Annotated in this window: 23 protein-coding genes and 1 tRNA gene; 12 read left to right on the plus strand and 12 right to left on the minus strand. The window is 72.0% G+C overall.

Annotated elements, in window-relative coordinates:
• Window positions 1–88 precede the first annotated feature (88 nt).
• The 5 genes from NUM_RS00105 (at window position 89) to NUM_RS00125 (ending at window position 3132) form a co-directional block, all read left to right on the plus strand.
• Window positions 89–670 (plus strand): YdeI/OmpD-associated family protein, encoded by a 582-nt coding sequence (locus NUM_RS00105; RefSeq protein ID WP_207122393.1) that lies wholly within the window; start codon window positions 89–91, stop codon window positions 668–670.
• Window positions 671–793: 123 nt separating this feature from the next.
• A complete protein-coding gene (locus NUM_RS00110) occupies window positions 794–1114 on the plus strand; it encodes a DUF6980 family protein (RefSeq protein WP_207122394.1) in 321 nt (106 codons plus the stop codon).
• Between the two features lie 333 nt (window positions 1115–1447).
• On the plus strand, window positions 1448–1936 hold the full coding sequence (locus tag NUM_RS00115) for a DUF4265 domain-containing protein (RefSeq protein WP_207122395.1): 489 nt from the start codon (window positions 1448–1450) through the stop codon (window positions 1934–1936).
• On the plus strand, window positions 1933–2205 hold the full coding sequence (locus NUM_RS00120; RefSeq protein WP_207122396.1) for a hypothetical protein: 273 nt from the start codon (window positions 1933–1935) through the stop codon (window positions 2203–2205). Before NUM_RS00115 ends, NUM_RS00120 begins: the two co-directional genes overlap by 4 nt.
• A 42-nt stretch (window positions 2206–2247) precedes the next feature.
• Window positions 2248–3132 carry a class I SAM-dependent methyltransferase gene (locus NUM_RS00125; RefSeq protein WP_207122397.1) on the plus strand — a complete coding sequence of 295 codons (885 nt, stop codon included), beginning with the start codon at window positions 2248–2250 and terminating at the stop codon, window positions 3130–3132.
• Window positions 3133–3144: 12 nt separating this feature from the next.
• Here the strand turns inward: NUM_RS00125 and NUM_RS00130 are convergent, their stop codons facing one another.
• The 5 genes from NUM_RS00130 to NUM_RS00150 all read right to left on the minus strand — a co-directional run bounded on the left by NUM_RS00130 (window position 3145) and on the right by NUM_RS00150 (window position 6984).
• Window positions 3145–3399: a Smr/MutS family protein gene (locus NUM_RS00130; protein ID WP_207122398.1), complete on the minus strand. Its 255-nt coding sequence runs from the start codon at window positions 3397–3399 to the stop codon at window positions 3145–3147.
• Complete coding sequence (locus NUM_RS00135; protein WP_207122399.1) at window positions 3396–4544, minus strand: DUF2891 family protein; 1149 nt, start codon at window positions 4542–4544, stop codon at window positions 3396–3398. The genes NUM_RS00130 and NUM_RS00135 overlap by 4 nt, the downstream gene beginning before the upstream one ends.
• Window positions 4541–5161 carry a pyroglutamyl-peptidase I gene (pcp, locus tag NUM_RS00140; RefSeq protein ID WP_207122400.1) on the minus strand — a complete coding sequence of 207 codons (621 nt, stop codon included), beginning with the start codon at window positions 5159–5161 and terminating at the stop codon, window positions 4541–4543. Before pcp ends, NUM_RS00135 begins: the two co-directional genes overlap by 4 nt.
• 123 nt (window positions 5162–5284) lie before the next feature.
• Entirely contained in the window at window positions 5285–6277 is a 993-nt protein-coding gene (locus NUM_RS00145) for a DUF979 domain-containing protein (protein ID WP_207122401.1), read from the minus strand.
• Window positions 6274–6984 carry a DUF969 domain-containing protein gene (locus tag NUM_RS00150; protein ID WP_207122402.1) on the minus strand — a complete coding sequence of 237 codons (711 nt, stop codon included), beginning with the start codon at window positions 6982–6984 and terminating at the stop codon, window positions 6274–6276. The genes NUM_RS00145 and NUM_RS00150 overlap by 4 nt, the downstream gene beginning before the upstream one ends.
• A 218-nt stretch (window positions 6985–7202) precedes the next feature.
• Here NUM_RS00150 and NUM_RS00155 point away from each other — a divergent pair, with 218 nt between their 5' ends.
• Window positions 7203–9029 (plus strand): serine hydrolase domain-containing protein, encoded by a 1827-nt coding sequence (locus NUM_RS00155; protein WP_207122403.1) that lies wholly within the window; start codon window positions 7203–7205, stop codon window positions 9027–9029.
• Between the two features lie 154 nt (window positions 9030–9183).
• A complete protein-coding gene (locus NUM_RS00160) occupies window positions 9184–9960 on the plus strand; it encodes an SH3 domain-containing protein (protein WP_207122404.1) in 777 nt (258 codons plus the stop codon).
• Window positions 9961–10038: 78 nt separating this feature from the next.
• Here the strand turns inward: NUM_RS00160 and NUM_RS00165 are convergent, their stop codons facing one another.
• Window positions 10039–10704 (minus strand): cysteine hydrolase family protein, encoded by a 666-nt coding sequence (locus NUM_RS00165; RefSeq protein ID WP_207122405.1) that lies wholly within the window; start codon window positions 10702–10704, stop codon window positions 10039–10041.
• 79 nt (window positions 10705–10783) lie between these two features.
• A complete protein-coding gene (locus tag NUM_RS00170; RefSeq protein WP_207122406.1) occupies window positions 10784–11479 on the minus strand; it encodes an MBL fold metallo-hydrolase in 696 nt (231 codons plus the stop codon).
• 166 nt (window positions 11480–11645) lie between these two features.
• Here NUM_RS00170 and NUM_RS00175 point away from each other — a divergent pair, with 166 nt between their 5' ends.
• Both NUM_RS00175 and NUM_RS00180 read left to right on the plus strand, forming a co-directional pair.
• Window positions 11646–12068 (plus strand): VOC family protein, encoded by a 423-nt coding sequence (locus NUM_RS00175; protein ID WP_207122407.1) that lies wholly within the window; start codon window positions 11646–11648, stop codon window positions 12066–12068.
• 137 nt (window positions 12069–12205) lie between these two features.
• Window positions 12206–13030, plus strand: a complete 825-nt coding sequence (locus NUM_RS00180; protein WP_207122408.1) for a CPBP family intramembrane glutamic endopeptidase — start codon at window positions 12206–12208, stop codon at window positions 13028–13030.
• A 63-nt stretch (window positions 13031–13093) separates the two neighbouring features.
• Here the strand turns inward: NUM_RS00180 and NUM_RS00185 are convergent, their stop codons facing one another.
• The 5 genes from NUM_RS00185 to NUM_RS00205 form a co-directional block, all read right to left on the minus strand.
• Window positions 13094–13978 carry an alpha/beta fold hydrolase gene (locus tag NUM_RS00185; protein ID WP_207122409.1) on the minus strand — a complete coding sequence of 295 codons (885 nt, stop codon included), beginning with the start codon at window positions 13976–13978 and terminating at the stop codon, window positions 13094–13096.
• Window positions 13979–14103: 125 nt separating this feature from the next.
• Window positions 14104–14193: transfer RNA gene (locus NUM_RS00190), tRNA-Ser, on the minus strand.
• Between the two features lie 75 nt (window positions 14194–14268).
• Window positions 14269–15045: a L,D-transpeptidase gene (locus tag NUM_RS00195; RefSeq protein WP_207122410.1), complete on the minus strand. Its 777-nt coding sequence runs from the start codon at window positions 15043–15045 to the stop codon at window positions 14269–14271.
• 127 nt (window positions 15046–15172) lie between these two features.
• Window positions 15173–17116 (minus strand): DUF7507 domain-containing protein, encoded by a 1944-nt coding sequence (locus NUM_RS00200; protein WP_207122411.1) that lies wholly within the window; start codon window positions 17114–17116, stop codon window positions 15173–15175.
• A gap of 256 nt (window positions 17117–17372) precedes the next feature.
• The gene (locus tag NUM_RS00205; RefSeq protein ID WP_207122412.1) at window positions 17373–18365 is read right to left on the minus strand and encodes an asparaginase; all 993 of its coding nucleotides are present in this window, start codon (window positions 18363–18365) and stop codon (window positions 17373–17375) included.
• A 224-nt stretch (window positions 18366–18589) separates the two neighbouring features.
• On the opposite strand from NUM_RS00205, the gene efeU reads away from it, so the two are divergent.
• From efeU to efeB, 3 genes are read left to right on the plus strand one after another with little or no spacing between them, the layout of a single operon-like run.
• Complete coding sequence (gene efeU, locus NUM_RS00210; RefSeq protein WP_207122413.1) at window positions 18590–19450, plus strand: iron uptake transporter permease EfeU; 861 nt, start codon at window positions 18590–18592, stop codon at window positions 19448–19450.
• Between the two features lie 43 nt (window positions 19451–19493).
• Entirely contained in the window at window positions 19494–20654 is a 1161-nt protein-coding gene (efeO, locus tag NUM_RS00215; protein ID WP_207122414.1) for an iron uptake system protein EfeO, read from the plus strand.
• Between the two features lie 35 nt (window positions 20655–20689).
• Window positions 20690–21940 carry an iron uptake transporter deferrochelatase/peroxidase subunit gene (efeB, locus tag NUM_RS00220; RefSeq protein WP_207122415.1) on the plus strand — a complete coding sequence of 417 codons (1251 nt, stop codon included), beginning with the start codon at window positions 20690–20692 and terminating at the stop codon, window positions 21938–21940.
• Window positions 21941–21952 lie beyond the last annotated feature (12 nt).

Here is a 21952-nt window from a genome sequence, read left to right on the forward strand (position 1 = left end):
TGTCCCGTCGGCCGTACTCCGCGCGGTGCACGCCCCGGCCCCGTACCTTGGTGCACCGGTCTTCGACAGGACTCGCGGGAGGGGCGCCATGCAGGGCGGGCACGGTACGGCCGGAGCGGCGGAGGCGATGCGGTTCGCCGACGCCGCGGCGTGGGAGTCCTGGCTGGCCGAACACCACGCCGAGGACGGCGGTGCCTGGCTGCTGATCCGGCGCAAGAACGCGGCCGTACCGCTGCTCACCATCGACGAGGCCGCCGAGGTGGCGCTCTGCTACGGCTGGATCGACGGCCACCGCCGCGCCCACGACGCCGACTCGTTCCGGCAGCGGTACTCCCGCCGGCGGCGCGGCAGCCCCTGGTCGCGGGTGAACGTCGAGCGGGCGGAGGCGCTGATCGAGGCCGGCCGGATGCGCGAGCCGGGGTTCGCCGCGATCCAGGCGGCCCGCGCCGACGGCCGCTGGGACGCCGCGTACGCCCCGCAGCGCGAGGCACCGGTACCGCCCGAACTCGCCGCGGCGCTCGCCGCCGACCCGGCCGCGTCGGCCCGCTTCGACGCCCTCGATCGCACCGCCCGCTACCTGCTGGTCCTCCCGCTCCTCAAGGCCCGCACCCCCACCACCCGCCAGCGCCACCTCACCACCATCCTGTCCCGCCTGACCACCAACCCCTGACGACCGGCCAGGGCACGCGAAGCGGGCAAGCTCCCGCTGCATGAACTGCGGCCAGCGAAAAACGAGCCGGCATTGGGCGGGTACCACGAGGTGCGGAGCGGTCGCCGTACGGAAAGGTGGGGCATGCACTGCTGCGATGCGATGAGCCGGCACGCCAACGCGACCTGCGACGAGCACGAGGATCCGTTCGACTGCCCGGACGCAGTGATCAGGTTCGACCCGAGATTCCAGGAGTACGGGCTCATCATCCACGACGGCGGCAGCTCGAGCAGCATCATCGCCTTCTGCCCCTGGTGTGGGCATCGGCTACCCGAGTCACAACGGGACCGCTGGTTCGACGAGCTCGAGCGCCACGGCATCGACCCATGGGAGGACGACGTCCCGCCGGAGTTCGAAGACGATCGCCGGCTCGGGCTCAAACGTCCCGGGTCGCCATGCCGCTGACTCGGCTGACCTTCGGTCAATTGCGCAAGGCCGCGAGCATTGGGCGCTCGCGCTGCTCCACGAGTACGGCGTACCGCTCGGTTGGCCGCCGTCGATGCCGCAGCCGCCGGCGTGGGACAGCGTGACGATCTCAATGATCTGGGAACTGCAGGACGCGATCCCCAAACTGATCGCCGCCCGCCGCTCATACGACGAACTCGCCCGCGCCGACGGCTAGGCCCCCAGCGACCGCGGCACCCATAAGGCCGATCGGTTCGTGACAGGCTGCGATCCGGGTTCGAAGTACCCGCATCGCGGAGCCCGGTGTGGTGGTGCGAAGTGGATGATGGCTCAGTGACGAAGATCGATGACGACCACGTGAAGGTCCACTTCCGCATGGACGTGGATGAGGACGGTTGGCCACCGGCCAGCGTCGAGAGTCTATGGGCGGTGGACCTCGGCGACCGCACGGTGCGGTTGGACAACACGCCCTGGTTTGCCCGCGGAGTCGCCAGCCAGGACATCGTCCGGGTGCACCCGGACGAGGACGGTGTTCTCTGGGCCGGGGAGACAGTCCAGCCCTCGCAGAACTGCACCATCCGGCTCATCGTGCTGAAGGACGGTGGATCTGCTGCCGCGCTACAGAGCGTGCTGGAGCTTTTCCATCGCCTCGGCACGACGGGCGAAGGCATCGAGCAGTTCCGGATGGTCGCCCTGGAGGTTCCCCCGCAGGCAGACCTGCCGAAAATCCGGCAGCTGTTGGAGCACGGCGCGACGGAGGAGTGGTGGCACTGGGAAGAAGGGTGCATCACCGCCGCCTGGAAAGCTGCCGCGCGGTCGTGAGAACGACGGCGCCGCGCAACTACGCGCTGGACCTGCTGGCCGAGGCGATCGGCTACCGGATCCCGATCGTGGTCCTCCCGTTCGTGAACACCAACCTCGCCGAACGCGCGACTTTCCGGCGTAGCGTGGCGGCGTTGCGCACCGAGGGGGTCCGCATCATGCTCGGCCCCGGCGAATGGCAGCCACATCCGCCCGGCGCCGGCTCGGATCGTCTGCACGAGTTCCCGTGGTCTCGGGCGCTCGACCGGGTCACGCGGGCGGCGCCCTGAATTGTGGTTGTTGGGGAGGAGCCGGGTCGTTAGCTTGCCCGGGTGACGTATCTGAGCCCGCTGGGGTACCTGCTGGGTGTGGAAGGTGTCGCGCTGCTGCGCGGGATGCGGGAAGGTACCGGCGACCGGACGTTCGTCGAGGCCCGGCTGGCCGAGATCCGCGAGCTGCTCGCCGATCCGACGTTGCGGGCCGCCGGTGGCCTGGACGCGGTGCCGGGCGGGATCGGTACCGACCAGGTGTACGACGAGTGGGCCGCGCACTACGACGGCCCGAACTCGATGATCGACCTCGAACAGCCGCTGGTGCGCGAGATCCTCGCCGGGTTGCCGGTCGGTACCGCTCTCGACGCCGCCTGCGGCACCGGCCGGCACGCCGAGTACCTCGCCGGGCTCGGTCACCGCGTTATCGGGGTCGACGCCAACCCGCGGATGCTCGCGGTCGCCGCAGCGAAACTGCCCGAGCTGGACCTGCGCCGGGGCATGCTCGACGCACTCCCGCTGGGCGACGACTCGGTCGATCTGGTGGTGTGCGGCCTGGCCCTGTGCCACACGCCGGACCTCGCCCCGGTGTTCGCCGAGTTCGCGCGGGTGCTCCGACCCGGCGGGCACCTGGTCGTCTCGGACCCGCACCAGGTGTTGTCGTACCTGCGCCCCACGCTGCCGCGCGCGCCGGGGCCGGACGGGCGGCGATCGATCCTCGTCGAGTACCACCGGCCGCTGAGCGCCTACCTCACCGCGGCACTCCGGTACGGTTTCCAGCTCCGGCACTGTGCCGAGCCCCAGGCGGAGCGGCCGGAACGGCCCACGGTAGCGCCGCCGATGCCGACCGAGGTCGGCTGGGCACTGCTCGACCAGGTACCCGAGGCCGCGGCGGTGGCGCTGAGCGTCCCGTCCGTCGTGCTGCTGCACCTGCAGTCGCCCGGGTGAACGGGCCCGCGGCTACTTGTGGCGGAAGTGGACGAAGAGGCGGCCGAAGTTGCGGGAGTCCTTTTCGACCCGGTGGTAGAGCGGCTTGATGTCGCGGCGGTCGAGAAAGCGCAGCACCCGCTTCTTGAGCTGGCCGGAGCCCTTGCCGGGGATGATTTCGACCAGGGTGGCCTTCTTGGCCAGGGCCTCCTGGATGATGTCGTTGAGGGCGCGATCGATGTCCTGACCGCGGTTGAAGATGTCGTGCAGGTCGAGCTTGAGCTTCATCGCGTCCCCTCCTGGTTCGCCCCCACGGTACCCGGGTCGTCTGCCAGGGCGAGACAGGCGAAGGTGGCGAGCCAGTGCGCGGTGAGGAAGCTGCCGCTGGTGAGCGCGCCGAGGCAGCGCTGCGTCTCGGTCTCGGCGAGGGTACGAAACGGCGCCACCCGCGGGTCGTCCGCCGGCAGCGCGGCGGCGAGTGCGCGCAGCTGCCAGGCGCGGGACAGGCCCAGCCCGTACAGGTGGGACTGCTGGCTGTCGCCGGGGTCGAGCGGCGCGACCGGTCGCAGTCCCAGCGACTGGCCGGCATCGAGGCCCGCACCCGGACCGGCTGCACTCGCCTCGGCACCACCGGCTTCCGGCGCGTTCCGACCGGCGGCACTCAGCTCGGCCGCACCGGCTTCCGGCGGGTGAGGACCGGCCGCCGGCGGGAGGAAGTTCGTGAGCCAGGCCGGGAACTCGCCGGCGGGGAGGACCCGGCGCATCAGGTCGGCTTCGGACAGGCCGGCGGACAGGAAGTCCTGGCCGCTCGGTTCCCAGCCGATCGGGTAGTCGCGATCGCCGCGGTACCAGTCGTTCGCGCGATCCCGGAGGCGGGCGGCCAGCGTCTCGTCGCCGCGCGCCTGCGCGCCGTCGAGCAGCAGCGACAGCGCGAACGCGGTGTTGGCGTGGGTACCGTGCCGGACCGGCGCCGGGGTGCGGTCGAGCCAGCGGAGGGCGAGCGACGACACCGCGTCGGCGAGCGGGCCGAGCGCGGCCGACCAGCGGGCCCCGGCGGGGCAGCGGTCGGCGACGCCGGCCAGCACGTACGCCCAGGCCCACCCGTACGGTCGCTCGAACTCCGGGTGCGAGCGCAGGTAGTCGGCCTCGACCCGGATCGCCGCCGGGGTGAGCGTCTCCCCGAGCGCCGCCTCCACCGCAGCCACGTCGATCCACTGTGGATAGTCGGTGCGCAGCCGGATCAGCAGCCAGTGCATGTGCACGCAGGAATGCCAGTCGTACGCGCCACCGAACGCCGGATGCAGCCGGCGGGGTCGCCAGGTGTCGTCCGGGCCGGCCGTGACGTGCTGGCTCGCGTACGGGAACTCGGTGCGGATGTTGCGGATCGCGGTCTCCGCGAGGGTTCCGGCGAGCTCCGCCAACCGCTCACTCACTGCTCGGCCCCGCCGGAGACCGTGATGTCCACAGTGGACGACAGCGCGGTGTCGACCACGATGCGCAGGCCGCGGGCGATGTCGGGGACCGACATGCTCGGCGCCGAGCCGTCGGTGACCTGCTCCGGCGCGTACGGGACGTGCACGAACCCGCCGCGCACCGCCGGGAACTCGGTGTCGATCAGGTGCGCCAGGCCGTAGAACACGTGGTTGCAGACGAACGTACCGGCGGTCTGCGACACCGCCGCCGGGATGCCCGCCGCGCGCAGTGCCGCGACGCACGCCTTGATCGGCAGCGACGAGAAGTACGCCGCGGGCCCGTCCGGCACGACCGGCTCGTCGATCGGTTGGGCGCCCGCGTTGTCCGGGATGCGCGCGTCGTCGACGTTGATCGCCACCCGCTCGACCGACAGCCCGGCGCGGCCGCCGGCGAGCCCGGCGCACACCACCAGCTCCGGCTCGTACCGGTCGATCGCGGCGCGCAGCGCGGGAATCGAGCCGGCGAACGTGCACGGCAGCTCCACCGCGTGCACACCGTCCATCGTGGACACCGCGGCCCAGGACGGGTTGATGCTCGCCCCACCGAACGGCTCGAACCCGGTCACCAACACGCTCACACCGCACCTCCACGGCACTCCGCCACGACCCGGCGCGCGCACGCGCACCACCCGTGACTCGCTCGTTCACGCTCGCTCATGCCACGCCTCCGCCGCGCTCGCCGGACCACGAGGAACGGTCGTTCACCCGACGACCCCGAAGGCGAACACGTACATCAGGGCCATGTTGCAGAGCAGCAGCGGGATCGCGGTCGGGATCTGCGCCTTGATCGGACCGTACTTGCTGCGCATCTCCAGCAGGGCGGCCGGGACCAGGTTGAAGTTCGCGGCCATCGGGGTGCACAGCGTGCCGCAGAAGCCGGCGAGCATCCCGATCGCGAACACCGCGGCCGGGTTGCCGTGGAACTGCTGGATCAGGATCGGCCAGCCGATCGCCGCGGTCATGATCGGGAACGCCGCGAACGCGTTGCCCATGATGATGGTGAACAGCGCCATGCCCAGGCAGTACACGACGACGCCGCCGATCAGCGAACCGTGTGGCAGCACGTGGTTGGTCACCGTGCCGACCGCGGTGCCGACGCCGGCGGCGGTGAACAGCTGGCCGAGCGTGGCGAGCATCTGCGGCAGCACCGCGGCCCAGCCGATCGCCTCCAGCAGCCGGCGGCCCTCCCGCATCGGGGCGAGCACGCCACCGGCGGCGGCGGTCGGGCGCAGCATCACCAGGCCGACCGCGACCGCGACGATCGCCGCCACGCCGAGCCCGATCAGCGTCTCCGAACCGGCCTCCAGCAGCGGGGTCGCGCCGATCCGTACCTTCACCAGTACCGCGGCGAACAGCACGGCGACCGCCGGGATCACCAGCGCGGGGACGAACAGCAGGCTGCCGAACCGGTCCGCGCCGGCCCTGCGCTGCGCGTCGTCCGGCCCGCCGGCGGTACCGCGGGACAGCTGCCGGGTGCCCACCAGCGCGGCCATCACCAGTACGCCGATGCCCAGCGGCCAGGCGGGTGCGGTCTTGTGCACCACGAACGTGCCGTACCCGAAGGACACCCCGAGCAGGCCCCAGAACGCGGCGCTGCCGTACCGCTTCGGGTTGCTGCGGTCGCCGACGGTCAGCGCAGCGACGCCGAGGAAGATGAGCCCGCACAGCCAGTAGAACCACTCGACCTTGATCACGGCTGCGGCACCTCCGCGTCGGCCTGCTTCGGCGCGAGCTCGCGCGCCATCCGGTCGAGCTGGCGGTCCAGCCACAGCAGCCGCGCGCCGTGGATGACGAACGCGCAGATCGCCGTCGGGATCGCCCACAGCGCCACGTGCAGCGCGTCGAGCTTCAGCCCGTACGTGGAGTCGACGAAGCCGGTGATGAGCAGGATCGAACCGATCGCGACGAAGATGTCCTCGCCGAAGAAGACGCCCACGGTGTCGGCGCTCGCCGCGTACCCCTTGATCTTCTCGGCCATCGTCGGCGGCACCGAGCCGTACCGGCGGGCCGCCGCGCCCTCGGCCATCGGGTAGATGAGCGGCCGCACCGCCTGCGCCGGGCCGCCGATCGAGTTGAGCCCCAGCGCCGCCGTGACCTGCCGGATCAGCTGGTACAGGGTGAGCAGCCGGCCGGTGGTCAGCACGCCGAGCTTGGCGATCAGCCGGCGTGCCTGTTCCTGCAGGCCGAACCGTTCGATCAGGCCGATCACCGGCAGCACGATGATGAACAGCGTCACCGAGCGGCTGCCGGCGAACCCGTTGCCGAACGCGTCCAGGATCTTCATCGGCGACAGCCCGCCGAGCAGGCCGGTCACGATGCCGGCGACGGTCACCACCACGAGCGGGTTGAGCCGTAACGCGAACCCGACCACGACCAGCAGCACACCGATCAACACCAGCATCGCGGCCTCCGTCTCCCGACCACCCGCGTATCCGGTGATTCGCACCTTATGGAGATATGCGGTCGCCGCACAAGAGGTCTCGTCGTCGGGGTTCGGTCACGGTCGGTCGAGCCTCCCCGTCCGCCTCGCCGTACCTTGTCGGGTGGGGGTGGCCCCACCCGACAGTGGCGGGATCGCTGGCTGTGTCCGGAATGGTCGCGCCCCTAGGTTCGGTGGGCATGAAGGCGATCCTGACCGCGCTCGGCGGTACCGTCGCGGCGGTGGCGGCCTGCCTGTGCCTCGCGACCCCCGCGCGCGCCGACGACACCACCGCGACCGTCGCGCACACCGCCGACCGGGTGATCACGGCGCAGCTGGCCAAGGACCACATCCCCGGCGCCGCCGTGGTCGTCGTCGCCGGCGGCAAGCAGGTGTACGCGAAGGGTTACGGCGTCGCCGACACGGGCCGGCGTACCCCGGTCGACCCGGCCCGTACCCGCTTCTACCTGGGCTCGGTGACGAAGCTGCTCACCGCGTCGGCGGTGCAGCAGCTGGTCGACGCCGGGAAGCTCGACCTGGACGCGGACGTCAACTCGTACCTCGACTTCCGGATCCGGGACAGCTACCCGGGGCGGCCGATCCGGCTGCGCGACCTGCTGACGCACACCTCCGGCTTCGAGGACCGGGTGCTCGGCGTCGCGACCCCGACCGGTACGCCCGTGCCGAAACTCGGGCCGTGGCTCGCCGCGCACCAGCCCGCGCGGGTGCGACCGCCGGGAACCCTTGCCTCGTACGACAACTACGGCGTCGCGCTCGCCGGCTACATCGTGCAGCGGGTGTCCGGCGAGCCGTACGAACGGTACGTGCGGCAGCACGTGCTGGCGCCGCTCGGGATGCGGCACACCAGCCTGGACAACGACACCGAGCACCTCGCCACCGGGTACCGCAGCGACGGCACCGTCGCCACCGGTGGGCAGCGCGGCCCGTTGACCCCGGCCGGCCCCAACGTGACCGCGGTGCCCACCGACCTCGGCCGGTACCTGATCGCGCAGCTGCGGCCCGGGAACCCGTTGCTGCACCGGCAGTTCACGCCGGACAAGCGGCTGCCCGGGATGGGGCTGATCTTCGAGGAGCACCCGCACGACGGCACCCGGGTGTTCGCCAAGGACGGCGACGTGCCCGGCTACCACGACTACGTCGCGCTGCTGCCGGACGACGACCTCGGCGTCTACGTGGCGTACAACGGCGACGGGGTGGACGGCAGCGGCAGCTACGCGCGGCGCGAACTGGTCGACCGGATCGTCGAGGCGCTGCACCCCGACCGGCACCCCGCGACACCGACCCGGCACGACGACGGCGACCTGTCCCGCTACGCCGGCAGCTACCGCACCACCCGCTACAACCACCAGGATCTGACCAAGGTGACCCAGCTGGTGTCGCCGGTGACCGTCACCGCGTCCGACGACGAGCTCACCACCACCGGCCTGTCGGAGAACCCGGCCGTGTCCGAGCAGCACTGGATTCCGTTGGGGCACGGGCTGTTCGCCGAACGCGGCGGGGACGCGCGGCTCGCGTTCGACGGCGACGTGCTGTTCGACTCCGCGAGCCCGAGTGCCGCCTACCAGCGGCTGCCCTGGTACCAGGCGCCGATGCGGCACCTGGAGCTGCTCGTCGCCGCGACCCTGGTCCTGCTGTACGCGCTGGTCGCCTGGCCGATCGCGGCGATCGCGCAGCGCCGCGCCGGACTGCTGCCGAACCTGGCCCGCTGGGGCGGCTGGGGCGCCGCCGTGTCGGCGTTCGCCTTCCTGGCACTGTTCGCCATGGTGATGAGCGACTCGGCGGCCCTGAACGAGCACATCACGCTGAACGACTCCACCGCCCTGCACGCCGCGCCGGTCCTGCTGCGCGTCACGTTCGGGTTCACCGCCCTGCTGCTCGCCGGCTCGGTACTGGCCTGGGTACGTCGCTGGTGGCGGCTGCCGGGACGGATCGGCTACACCGTGGTCACCGTCGCCGCCGTCGCCTTCTGCGTCGTCACCGCCCTCTACAACCTGATGCTCGACTGACGGTGACGCCGCGCTGACCTCGCGGTGGTGTGCCGGGCACCGACTCTGGAGAAATCATGTAGATCCTTCTTCTACGCTGCCGACACGGCCCGCCCTTCCGACATGTGGCGGTACGGGCGGGTCGTCGTGCTTCGGCTGCGATGTGGAGGAACCCATGAGCAGATCCAGTCACCCCCGGTCGATGCGCCGACTCGTCTCGCGGGCCGGCCTGATCGGCGCGGCAGCGCTGGCCGCGGTACTCGTCGCCGGGCAGGCGTCGGCCGCGACCGTGCACACCAGCAGCGGCAAGTCGCTCAACGTCCGGTCCGGGCCGCACACCAGCTCGAAGATCGTCGGCTCGGTGCGCGACGGCGCCACGGTGAGCATCAGCTGCCAGGCCCACGGCGACAAGGTCACCGGCAAGTACGGCACGAGCGATCTGTGGGACAAGGTCTCCGGCGGCTACGTCAGCGACACCTACGTCTACACCGGCTCGGACGGCCGGGTCGCGAAGCTGTGCGGCTCGTCGACCCCGACGACGAAGTGCTCCACCAGCGGTACCGGCGACCCGCGCAGCTGCGCGAAGGCGGTCACCTGGGCCAAGAACCACCGCACCACCACCTACCACAGCGGCTACTACCGGATGTGCGACCACCTCGTCGGCCTCGCGTACGGCTTCTCGCACTCCGGCTCGACCACCGCGTACGTGCACTGGACCCAGGTGCCCAAGAAGTACAAGCACGCCGGGTCGACGACCGTACCGGCCGGCGGGCTGGCGTTCTTCGGCGGCGGCTCCGGGCACGTGATGATCTCGATCGGCGGCGGCAAGTTCGTCTCCAACGACATCCACGGCAACGGCACCTACACCACGACCACCATCAAGGAGATCAAGCAGAAGTGGGGCAAGCCCTACCTCGGCTGGACCCAGCCCTGGTTCAAGGCCAACCACTGAACCGCACCGGCCCCGCCGGTTCCCGACCCGGCGGCTGCGGGTGGACACCACCGCCCGCAGCCGCCGCACCACGCCGGCTCAGCCAGCCCCGGCCGCGAGCAGCGCGGTGACCTCGGAGCTCGGCCGTACGTCGCCGAAGCACCGGAAGATGGTGGCGAGCTCGGCCTCGCCCACGCCGAACGACTGGCCCACCAGCGCATCGGACACCATCACGATGCGGTAGCCCAGCTCGGACGCGTCCCGTGCGGACGAACCGCAACACACGTTCGTCACCGCGCCGGCGATCAGCACCGTGTCGACGCCGCGCTCGGCCAGCCGCTCGGGCACGTCGCACTTGCCGGGAAAGAACGCGCTGCTGCCGGTCTTGACCGCCTGCAGGTCCTCGTCGCGCACGTCGAGCTCGTGCCACAGCGTGCGGGCCACGCCGGCGCCCTCCTCCTCGTACATCCGGGCGGTCGACGGGCCGAAGATCGCCACGAACCGCTCGCTGGCCCGCTGGATCGGGGTACGCACCCAGGCGACCACACCGCCGTGTGCCCGCACCGCCGCCACCGCGTTCACCGGCGCGATGACCGTCGCCATCACGGTGTCCGGCAGGCAGCGCCGCACCGTACCGGTGTCGAGGTCGATCACCACCAGCGCGGTGCGACCCGGATCGAGCCGCTCGAACGCGTGCAGCCGGCCGCGCCGCGCCACCACCTTGTCGACGAGATCCTGCCTGATCCCGCTCGGATGCACCACCACGCCACGACCTCCGCTCCGCGCCGAGGCCGGCAGCCTAGCCGGCACCCCGGACACTCCTCCCCGCCCGGGCGGGCGGCCGTCAGAGGGCGACGCGCAGGCCCGGGGTGGCGAGAACGACCGGGCAGTCGGCGATCGCGGCCGCCTCGGCGAGCAGCGCCGGGGCGTCCTGCCAGGCCCGCAGGTGGGTGAGGACCAGCAGTTCCGCGCCGGATCGGCGGGCGAGCCGGCCGGCGTCGCCGGCGGTCAGGTGCCCGCGCAGCGGCCCCTCCGCGTCGAACCCGCTCGCCTCGGCCAGCAGCACCCGGCAGCCCCGCGCCAGCTCGTCCAGCGCCGCAGCCGGCTCGCTGTCCGCGGTGTAGCACAACGCATCGCCGACCCGGGTCGCCCAGCACTCGCCGTGCGGTACCGCCGCCTGCCGGATCGTCAGCGGGCCGGCGCGGAACGGCTCGGCGGTGGCGCGGCGCGCGTGCATCGTCTCGGCCTCGGCGTACACGAACTCCGGCAGGTCGCTCGGCCCGACCACCTCCAGCGGTCGGTCACTGGACCGTTCCCGCAGGTACCAGAGCTGGGTCAGGTCGACCCAGTGGTCCGAGTGGGCGTGCGACAGCAACACCAGGTCGACGTCCGCGGGCGTCACGTAGCGCTGCAGCGGGCCGGCCGAGCCGGAACCGGTGTCCAGCACCAGCCGGTAGCCGTCCGCCTCGACCAGATAGCACGAACAGCCCGAATCGGCCGACGGGGCCGAGCCGGAACAACCCACCACCGTCAACCACATGGGTCGACGATAGTGCGGACGATCGCCCGATCCGGCCCCCGGTGCCGGACCGTACTGGCAGGATCGGCGCCGGGGCCCACCTGCCCTCGCGGCCCGCCAGCGGGGCCGGCGTGCCGACCTCGACACGGGCACGCAGACGTCACTCGACAGCGAGGGAGATCTCGCGATGACCTCGAACCTCAACCCGTACATCAGCTTCGACGGGAACGCCCGCGAAGCGATGGAGTTCTACCGCGACGCGCTCGGCGGCGACCTGACCGTGAGCACGTTCGGCGACATGGGCGACACCGGCCCGGCCGCGGACAAGGTGATGCACAGCCGCCTGGAGACCCCGGCCGGCTTCCAGCTGATGGCCGCGGACACCCCACCCGGCATGGAGTACCGGCCGGGGCAGAACATCTCGATCAGCATCACCGGCCCGGCCGCGGACGCCGCCAACCTGCACCGCTACTGGGAGGCGCTGTCCGCCGGCGGCACCATCAACGTGCCGCTGGAGAAGCAGCCCTGGGGCGACGAGATGGGCGCCTGCGTCGACCGCTTCGGCATCGCCTGGCTCGTCGACATCGGTACCGAAGACTCGGCCCAGTAACCGATCCACCGGTCTCGGGGGACAGCCCCGTCTCGTTCGGCCGGCTACCCCCGCATCGTTCGTCCGGTTACCGCCATGGCTCCGCGTGGCGGCAGCCAGCAGAGTGATCCTCGTACGCCGAGGCGAGGAGGGTCACCGTGCAAGCAACGGGTCTGCGGCGGCTGTTGCCGTTCGCGCTGGTGTGCCTGGGGCTGTCCTGGGTGCCGTGGCTGGTGCTCGCGATGCTGCGGGTGGACGTCGACCACGGCCCCGCGCAGCTGGTGTTCGGCCTCGCGGCGAGCGGTCCTTCGCTGGCCGCACTGGTGTTGTGGCTGGCCGGTGGTCGGCGCCGCCGGCCCTCCGGCGTGCGACTCGGACTGTGGCCGATCGCGGCGCTGCTGCTGGGCGCTGCGGCGCCGGTGCTCGCCGCCCTCCTGCTGCACGGCGGTGACGTGCCGCAGCTCGTCCGGCACGCCGGAGTCGTCGTCGCCGGGGTCGGCGGACCGCTCGGTGCGCTGGCGTACACCCTCGTGTCCGGGCCGCTGTCCGAGGAGTTCGGCTGGCGCGGGTACGCCCAGCCGCGGCTGCGCGACCGCTTCGGCCGCGGCGGCACCGTCGCGCTGCTCGGCACCGCCTGGGGGCTGTGGCACCTGCCGCTGTACTTCCTGGTCGGCACGGGGCAGCACGACACCGGCCTGTTCTCGGTGCAGGGCGCGCTGTTCTTCGTGATGATCTATCCGGTCACGTACCTGGCGCTGTTCGTCTCCGAGCACCTGCGCGGCGGCGTCTGGGCCGCGATCGTGCTGCACGCCGCCTGGAACTTCAGCGACGCGATCATGCCACCCGTCGGTACCGGCGGCGCCGCCCTGGAAACCCTGCTGTGGCTGGCGATCGCCGCCCTCGCCGCCCTCACCTGGCACACCCGCCGCCCGACCCACCGGATCGTCACCTCGCCGCAGCCGGCCACGGTACCCGGGTCCTGACCCGCCACCTCACCACCCGGCAGCACGGCAACCGCACTCCGGCGGGCACGCAAACCCGGTGGGTCACGACAGTTCGCTGAGCCAGGCGTAGGCCGCTTCTCTGTTGTCGTGCTCGACGTTGGTGTGGTCCGCCGAGTCGATCAGGTGCGCCACGATGCCCGGTACGTGGGCGGCGAGCCACCGGCCGTTGACGATGGGGACGGCCCGGTCGTGGACCCCGTGCCAGAGCCGTACCGGGACGCGGATGCTCGTCGGGTCGCAGCCCCACGGGGTCAGGGTCGCCGCCCAGTCGTCCCACCAGGCGTCGTCGCCGTCGGACAGCGAGTCCCGCATGATCGCGGCCAGGTGCCGGGCCACCGGCCAGCTCCGCGCGTCGTCGGTACCGGCGGCGTCGCCCCACCGCGCCACCCACCCCTCCGGCGTACCGAGGGTGGCGAGCAGCCGGTCCGCGTCCTGCTTCCAGTGCTCGCGGGCGGTCTCGCGGTCGGTGAAGAACAGCTCGACCTCGTGCGCGAACTCCGGGGTCGTCCCCGCGCAGAAGTCCAACCCCGGCGCCCCGTAGGGCGCGAAGCCGGCGAAGACCGCCGCGCCGGTGACCAGCTCGGGCAACACCGCGGCGCAGGCCAGCGCGTACGAGCCGCCGCCGGAGAACCCCCACATGCCGAGCCGCTCGATCCCCAGTGCCGCGGCGAGACTGCGGACGTCGGCGGCCGCATCGGCGATCCGCCGGCCCTCCCGACGCGGCCGGCCCCGGTAGCCGGGCCGGTCGTAGCTGAGCAGCCGCAGCCCGTACCGGCGTGCGGCGAGCTCCGCATCCGGCCGGAACAACCGCCGGGAGCCGGGACTTCCCGGGTGCACCAGGACCGGCTTCCCGTCCGGCGCGCCGAACTCCTCGACGCTGATCAGCTCACCGTCGGCGCCCGGAACCACGTGTGTGACGGTCTCCATGCCGGCGGATGATACGAACCCCACCACGATCTGTCGTCCCCTTACCCGACCGTCCCGAACGGCCGGGTATGCACCAACTCGGCGGCCCCGGATCGCTCCCTCGACGGGACTCGCGACCGGTGCGGCGGAGGGCGTGGGATTCGAACCCACGAGGACGGGGATACCGCCCTAGCGGTTTTCAAGACCGCCGCCATCGGCCACTAGGCGAGCCCTCCGGAGCGCCGCCCGGCGGCGCCGAGGCCCAGTTTGTCATGGCCGGGCGACGCCGGGTGATGCGAGGGTCGCGCCGGTCAGCGCACCACGTCGATCGGGGTGCCCGGCGGTACCTGCCGCAACCGGCGCAGCGACCGGTCGTGCAGCCGGATGCAGCCGTGCGAGATCCTGGCCCCGCCGGTACCGATCCGACCGTCCTCGCCGAGCGGCCCGTGGATGCCGACCACGGCGTCACCGGAGCCGGCCCAGTCCGAGATCACCTCCGAATGCGCGGACGTGACCACGATGAACGGGCCGTACCCGGGCTCGCCGGGCGGCGGCGCCTGGTCGAACGCGACGAAGAAGTGGCCGGCGGGGGTGGGGTCGTCGGGCGCGCCGACGCCGGCGGGCACGGACAGCGCCAACCGGCCCCGCTCGTACAGCCGGAGGTGGGTGTCGCCGAGGTCGACGACCAGCCGGTACGGCGTGCTGCCGAGCGACACGTCCCTGGCCCGCAGCCAGGTCGTCGAACCGTTCGGCCGCTGCGCCAGCCGCACCCGGACCCAGCCGGGCTTTCTGGCGATGACCGGCAGCATCGACGGCCGCCCGTACCAGCGTCCCGGCGCCACGCCGTCCGACCCGGCGCCGGGACGCGGGTACCGGGGTACGTCGTGGTGCAACGTGGCGACCACCGTGCTGCCTGCGGACGACGGCGCCGGCGAGCCGGTCGGGCGCCGTACGGTGGCGCCGGCCCGCGGGTCCGGCACACCCCGGGAGACCAATACCAGGGCGACGGCAACCGCCAGGACCGCGACGCCGACGGCGATCGCGAGCCCGCGGCGACGCCCGCGATGGAACGAGGAGAGCAACTGCACGATTCCCATCCTTTGCGTGGGTCCGTCCGGGCGCCCGCTCCGGAGCCGGCGGGCCGCGCTTCGAGGACTCCGGTGCGCCGGCATGGATCCGCGGCACGGCGCCGCGCCGCGGATCCATGCCGGGTGGCTACCCGGTCACCGGTACCTGGGCGTAGGCCGTGGCGGCCGAGGGTGCGGAGCGCACCGGTGTCCGCGATCCCGGCGGGTACCCCTGCGCCCGCGCGCTGTTTCGGACGTACTGCGCGCGCAGGTCGGCGGCGGTGATCCGGTAGGTGGCGGTGCAGGTCATCGCCTTCCCCGGGGCCAGCGTGGTCTGCGGGCAGCGGACCGTCGACATGCCGGGACGGTGGTCCGGCACGGTGATCCGGTCGAGCCGGACGTTGCCGGTGTTCGTCACCTGGTACCGGTAGTGCAGCAGCTGGCCGACCTCGCCGTACGTGGTCGGGTCGACCGACTTGCGGATGGTGATCGCCGGCTTCGCCACCGCCCGGACGGTGACCTCGGCGGGCGCCGACACCAGCGGTTCGGTCGCGCCCGGCGGAACGCCCTGCGCGGTGGCCACGTTGGTGACCGAACCGCGGTCCACGTCGTCCTGGGTGATCGTGTACGTGGCCGTGCAGTCCTGGCTCTCCCCGGGCTCCAGCGTCGACCGGGGGCAGCTCACGTCGGACACGCCGGCCAGTTCGTCCACCACGTCGACGCTGGTCAGCGGTACATCGCCGGTGTTGGTGACGTGGTAGGTGTAGCGGATCACCTGGCCGGCGGCCGAGAACGAGCTCGGTGTGGCGCTCTTGGTGAGGCCGATCCCACCCTGCGCCGGCGGCACGAACGTGACGTCCGCGCTGCCCGGCGGGTTGACGCCGGTCGAGTCGGTGATGTTCGACCCGTCGTTGGTGTAGGTGCCGGCGGTCGACGAGGTCACCCGCGCGGTCACCGTGCAGGACGCCTGGCCGGCGCTCAGCGCGCCACCGGTCAGGGAGATGGTGGAACCGCCGTCGTCGGCGCTGACGGTACCGGCGGGGCAGTCGGTGCTGGCATCGGCCGGCGTGGTGAGCGTCAGCCCAGGCGGCAGCGTGTCGGTGAACGACCAGCCGTCCTTGGCGAGCAGGTCGTCGGTGTTCGTGATGGTGAACGTCAGCAGCGAACTGCCGCCCACTCCGGTGCGGTCGGGGTCGAACGACTTGTCCAGCTGCGGTGTCACGTCCAGCAGCCGGATGTCGTCGAAGGAGTGGTCGTTGCCGTTCCCGCTGCCCTGGCCGTTGATCATCTTGATGCCGACCTCGGTGCCGGTGAACAGCAGCGGGGCGTCGCCGGTGAAGGTACCCGCGAAGTACCCGGGCTCGACCTCGGTTCCGCTGGTGCACGGGTCGATCGGCCGGTTGGTGACCGGGATCGACGTCGTCCCGTCGACGAGGTAGTAGTTCAGCAGGGCGTGGTTGTGGTTGGCGTCGCAGCTGGTCTCCGCGGCGTTCACGGAGAACGTCAGGAACCGGCCGTTGGCGGTGACCGGCACCGGGTTCTCGGTCTGGAACTCGACCTTGTCCGGCCCGGGGTTGCCGCTGTTCACCGACCCGTTGGTGTAGGCGCTGACCGCGTGGTTCGCGCTCGGCACGGCCGACCCGTTCAGGTCGCCGATCGCCCGGGACAGCTGGCGCACCCGGTTCCACGCCGTCACTCCCGGCGTCCCCGGTCCACCCGTGGCGGGCGTGCAGTCGCGTACCTGCGGGGCCACCGACGGGTCGCTGCCCGGCGGGTCGTCGAACGCGGCGATCCAGCCGTTGCAGTTGACCAGCCAGGCGGGGTCCGCGGTGTAGGTCGTGCCGGCGGTCCCGGTGTAGTCGTCGAGCCGGATCGGCAGCGCCGACTGGCGGTTCTCGAAGTCCTCGGTGAACACGGGGGTCGGCGGCTGCGGGGTACCGGGCGAGCCCGGCGCCGTCTCCGGCGACGCGACGGCCGGGGCGGCCGACGCGGGGGCCGGATGGCTTGCCACGCAAGCGACCGCCGCCGTCAGCAGGGCACAACCCAGCGCGGCGACGCGGGTACGGCCGAACCTGGTCAGTGTGCGGCTCATCCGTCGGTCATGTACGGCATGCACTTCTCCCCTGGCGTATTGACTACGCGGGGGACACTAAGCACCACGAAGAGCGACACACCGGGTTGGACCGGAACGAGCCGGCGAAGTTCCTCACATTGGTCGTACCGACCGGGTCAAAAACGGGCGCACGCCAGCGGAAACGAGACCGCGACCGTCCTGCCGTGCGGGCGGCGCCGCCGTGCGGGCCGTGCTGCCCGTGCTGCCCGTGCCGCCGTGCGGGCCGTTTCTGCGGTCAGGGCCGGGCGATGCTGTGCGGTGCGAGGGCGGCGGTGGGGCGGATCTCGCCGACCGGTGCCCCATGCCCCAGTACCGGCGGGGTCGCGAGCGAGCCGTCCACGGGCAGGGCGTCCACGGCGGTGAGGTCGGCGCCGAGCGCGCGCAGCGCCGCGACCAGTACCGGCGGGCGGGCGCGGCCGGAGCCGTCGGCGATCTTGAGGGCGGCGGCGCGGCCGTCCGGCAGCGCGGCGGCGTAGACGCCTTCGGCGCCGTCCTTGGCGATCAGCCCGGGGACGAGGCGCATCAGGTCGGTGACGTCGCGCCCGGTCCCGCCGACGTACTCGGGGTGCGCGCGCATGGCGGCGGCGACCCGGCCCTCCGGGATGCCGGAGTGTGCGGTGGCGATCCGGCCGAACGCGCGGGCCAGCCCGGTCAGCGACACCGCGAACAGCGGCGCGCCGCAGCCGTCGACGCCGACCGCGGCGACGGGCTCGCCGGCCAGGTCCTCCAGGGTGCGGCGGACGGCGCGCTGCAGCGGGTGGCCGGGGTCGAGGTAGTTCTCGATGGGCCAGCCGGCGGTGACGCAGGTGGCGAGCATCGCGGCGTGCTTGCCGGAGCAGTTCATGGTGATGCGTTCCGGGCCGCGGCCGGCGGCGTAGTGCGCGGCGAGCGCCTCGGTGGACAGCGGTAGCCCGGGGGTGTTCTGCAGGTCGTCGGGGGTGAGGCCGGCGCCGGCGAGGATGCGCCGCACCCCGTCCAGGTGGTACGGCTCGCCGGAGTGGCTGGCGCTGGCCAGGGCGAGCAGTTCGCCGTCCAGGTCGAGGCCGGCGCGCAGCATCGCGGTGGCCTGGATCGGCTTGTTCGACGAGCGCGGGTAGACCGGGACGTCCGGCGCGCCGACGGTCAGTACCGGCCGGTTGTCGGCGTCGAGTGCCACCACCGAGCCGTGGTGCCCGGATTCCAGAAAGTCGCCGCGCCAGACCTCGGCGACCGGCTCGTGCCCGCCCATGCGTACCCCCCAGATCGTCCCGCCTGGGTACGAGTCTTGCAGCGTCGCGGCGCGCGTCGCGAGCGGCCGGAGGTGACGGAGTGCGCCGTCACAGCGCCCCCACGTTGTACTGTCGGGATAGTTAGGCTAGCCTGACCTCGTTTGAGCGGGCGCTGCCCGCCATCGCCGCCGGTCGATACCGGACGGGCGAACCACACAGGTCGGCGCAAGGAGGCGCGACAGCGGTGATTCCGACGCTGGTGATCGGTCTGCGCGAAGGGCTCGAGGCGGCGCTGATCGTCGGCATCATCGCCGCGTTCCTCGGCCGCAACGGTCGGCGCGACGCGCTACGGCAGATGTGGATCGGCGTGGCCGCCGCGGTGGTGCTCTGCCTGCTGATCGGTGTCGGGTTGGTCACCCTGTCACAGGAACTGCCGCAACAGGCCCAGGAGGGCCTGGAGACCGTGATCGGGCTGTTCGCGGTCGTGATGGTCACGTTCATGATCGTGTGGATGTCCAAGCACTCCCGGTACATGAAGCGGGACCTGGAGGGCGCCGCGTCGGACGCGCTGGCCCGCGGCTCCGCCGGTGCGCTGGTGGCGATGGCGTTCCTCGCCGTGCTCCGGGAGGGCTTCGAGACCTCCGTCTTCCTCGTCTCCGTGCTGCAGAACTCCGGCAGCGTCGCGACCGGCGCGATCGGAGCCGTGCTCGGCATCCTGATCGCGGTCGCCATCGGGTACGGCATCTACCGCGGCGGCGTGAAGCTCAACATGGCGCGGTTCTTCAAGATCACCGGTCTGGTCCTGGTACTGGTCGCCGCCGGGCTGGTGATGACCGCGCTGCGCACCGCGCACGAGGCCGGCTGGCTCAACGTCGGGCAGGCTACCGCCGTCGACCTCACCTGGCTGGTACGCCCCGGCACCGTGCTGGAGTCGCTGTTCACCGGCGTACTGGGCTGGCAGTCCCGGCCGGCCGTGATCGAGGCGATCGGCTGGCTGGTGTACGCGGTACCGATGCTCTGCTACGTCGCCTGGCCGCGACGCCGGAAGGCGCCCGCCGCGAAGAAGTCCACCGAGCCGGCACCGGCACCCGTCGACGCCGCCTGAGCACCACACCCCTCGAACACGACATCGCAAGGAGTACCCCGTCATGCCTCGACCCCGATCGCTGCGCGCGCTGAGCGTCGGCGTACCGGCCGGGCTGGTCGCCGTCGGCCTGCTCGCCACCGGCTGCCAGCAGGGTGGCGACGACGCCGCCGCGAAGGGCGCGACGACGGTCAAGGTGTCGCTGACCGACGACGGCTGCAAGCCGTCCCCGGCGAAGATCAAGGCCGGCGCGGTCACGTTCGAGGTGAAGAACGCCAACGCGAGCAAGGTCAGCGAGGCCGAGCTGCTGCAGCACGGGGTGATCGTCGGCGAGAAGGAGAACCTGACGCCGGGCCTGTCCGGCACGTTCTCGCTCAAGCTCAAGGCCGGCAAGTACCAGCTCTACTGCCCGAACGCGAAGACCGAGCACTGGAACCTCCAGGTCACCGGGACGGCGGCGGGCGCCAGCCAGGACCCGGCGGTACGCAAGGCGCTCGCGTCGGCGACGACCGGGTACCACGACTACGTGGTCGCCGAGGTGGACAAGCTGATCCCGGCGACGAGGAAGTTCACCGACGCGGTCCGGGCCGGCGACGTCGAGAAGGCGAAGCAGCTGTACGCCTCGGCGCGGTACTACTACGAGGAGGTCGAGCCGGTCGCGGAGAGCTTCGGCAACCTCGACCCGGACGTGGACGCGCGCGCCAACGACGTGACCGACCCGAGCAAGTGGACCGGGTTCCACCGGATCGAGAAGGCGCTCTGGCAGGACAAGTCGGCCAAGGGCATGAAGCCGGTCGCGGACAAGCTGGACGCCGACGTCGCCAAGCTGAAGAAACTGGTGGCGACCGCGAAGTACCAGCCGGCGCAGCTCGCCAACGGCGCCACCGAACTGCTCAACGAGGTGGCGTCCAGCAAGATCACCGGCGAGGAGGACCGGTACTCGCACACCGACCTGACCGACTTCGAGGCGAACCTGACCGGCGGGCAGAAGGCGTTCCAGCTGCTCAAGCCGGCGCTGGACAAGATCGACCCGGCCCTGGCGAAGAAGGTCGACTCGGCGTACGCGCAGGTCTTCGACTCGCTGAAGCCGTTCGCGGGCGACTACGCCGGGACGAAGTACGTGGACTACTCGACGGTGACGCAGGCGCAGCGCCGTACCCTGACGCAGCAGGTGGACGCGCTCGCCGAGCCGCTGTCCCAGGTCGCCGCGAAGGTGACCGGCTGACCGTCCACAGTGGACGCTCTGAGGAGGGATCGCCGATGGCGGAACGGCTTCGTACCTCGCGCCGCGGGCTGCTGACGCTCGGCACCGCGGCGGTGGCCGGTACCGCGGCGGGCACGCTGACCGGGTGCGGCTCGGACGCCGACCAGCCGGCCGCGGCGCCGGCGATGGTGGCGTTCGGCGGCGACCGGCAGGCCGGCATCGCCACCGCCCAGCAGGACCGGCTGGCGTTCGCCGCGTACGACCTGACCATCGACGGGACCCCGGCGCAGAACCGGGAAGCGTTGCGCGAGTTGCTGAAGACCTGGACCGCGGCGGCCCGCGCGATGTGCGCCGGCAAGCCCGTCCCGGGCGAGAACAAGCTCGGCACCGCGCCGCCGGCCGACACCGGCGAGGCGTTCGGCAGCAAGCCGGCGAACCTGACCGTCACGATCGGGTTCGGCCCGTCGCTGTTCGACAAGCGGTTCGGGCTGGCGGACCGGCGGCCGGCGGCACTCGCCGACCTGCCGAAGTTCGCCGGGGAGAACCTGGACGCGCAGAACAGCAACGGCGACCTCGCGATCCAGGCCTGCTCGGACGACCCGATGGTGGCGTTCCACGCGGTCCGCAACCTGGCCCGGCTGGGCCGCGGCACCGTGGTGATGCGCTGGTCGCAGCTGGGTTTCGGGCGGGCCGCCTCGACCAGCACGAAGCAGGAGACGCCGCGGAACCTGTTCGGGTTCAAGGACGGCACCCGCAACATCCACGACGCGAAGACCATGGACCGCTGGGTGTTCGTCGGGTCCGACACCGACCAGAAGTGGATGCGGGACGGCAGCTACCTGGTGGCGCGCAAGATCCGGATGCGGATCGAGGCGTGGGACCGCGACTTCCTGACCGACCAGCAGAACGTGTTCGGCCGGCACAAGTACACCGGGGCGCCGCTGACCGGGGGCAGCGAGTTCGACAAACCGAACTTCGCGGCGAAGAACCCGGACGGCTCGCCGACGATCCCGGTCGGCGCGCACATGCGGCTGGCCGCCCGGGAGAACAACGGTGGCGTGCAGATCCTGCGCCGCGCGTACAACTACACCGACGGGATGATCGCCGCCTCCGGCGAGCTCGACGCGGGCCTGTTCTTCCTCTGCTACCAGCGCGACCCGCGGTCGCAGTTCGTTGCGCTGCAACGGAAGTTGAGCGCGCACGACGCGCTGAACGAGTACATCACGCACGTCGGCTCCGGCCTGTACGCCTGCCCACCCGGTGTCGCCGACCACGAGTACTGGGGCCAGGCCCTGCTGGCCGACTGACCCCGGGCGTCG

It is taken from the genome of Actinocatenispora comari (assembly GCF_017312725.1).
Lineage (GTDB): Bacteria > Actinomycetota > Actinomycetes > Mycobacteriales > Micromonosporaceae > Actinocatenispora > Actinocatenispora comari.

Coding starts and splice junctions, on each gene's coding strand:
- NUM_RS00105 (WP_207122393.1), top strand. CDS start 89: ATGCAGGGCGGGCACGGTACGGCCGGAGCGGCGGAGGCGATGCGGTTC.
- NUM_RS00110 (WP_207122394.1), top strand. CDS start 794: ATGCACTGCTGCGATGCGATGAGCCGGCACGCCAACGCGACCTGCGAC.
- NUM_RS00130 (WP_207122398.1), bottom strand. CDS start 3,399: ATGAAGCTCAAGCTCGACCTGCACGACATCTTCAACCGCGGTCAGGAC.
- NUM_RS00150 (WP_207122402.1), bottom strand. CDS start 6,984: ATGCTGGTGTTGATCGGTGTGCTGCTGGTCGTGGTCGGGTTCGCGTTA.
- NUM_RS00155 (WP_207122403.1), top strand. CDS start 7,203: ATGAAGGCGATCCTGACCGCGCTCGGCGGTACCGTCGCGGCGGTGGCG.
- NUM_RS00160 (WP_207122404.1), top strand. CDS start 9,184: ATGAGCAGATCCAGTCACCCCCGGTCGATGCGCCGACTCGTCTCGCGG.
- NUM_RS00170 (WP_207122406.1), bottom strand. CDS start 11,479: ATGTGGTTGACGGTGGTGGGTTGTTCCGGCTCGGCCCCGTCGGCCGAT.
- NUM_RS00175 (WP_207122407.1), top strand. CDS start 11,646: ATGACCTCGAACCTCAACCCGTACATCAGCTTCGACGGGAACGCCCGC.
- NUM_RS00185 (WP_207122409.1), bottom strand. CDS start 13,978: ATGGAGACCGTCACACACGTGGTTCCGGGCGCCGACGGTGAGCTGATC.
- NUM_RS00200 (WP_207122411.1), bottom strand. CDS start 17,116: ATGAGCCGCACACTGACCAGGTTCGGCCGTACCCGCGTCGCCGCGCTG.
- NUM_RS00205 (WP_207122412.1), bottom strand. CDS start 18,365: ATGGGCGGGCACGAGCCGGTCGCCGAGGTCTGGCGCGGCGACTTTCTG.
- efeO (WP_207122414.1), top strand. CDS start 19,494: ATGCCTCGACCCCGATCGCTGCGCGCGCTGAGCGTCGGCGTACCGGCC.
- efeB (WP_207122415.1), top strand. CDS start 20,690: ATGGCGGAACGGCTTCGTACCTCGCGCCGCGGGCTGCTGACGCTCGGC.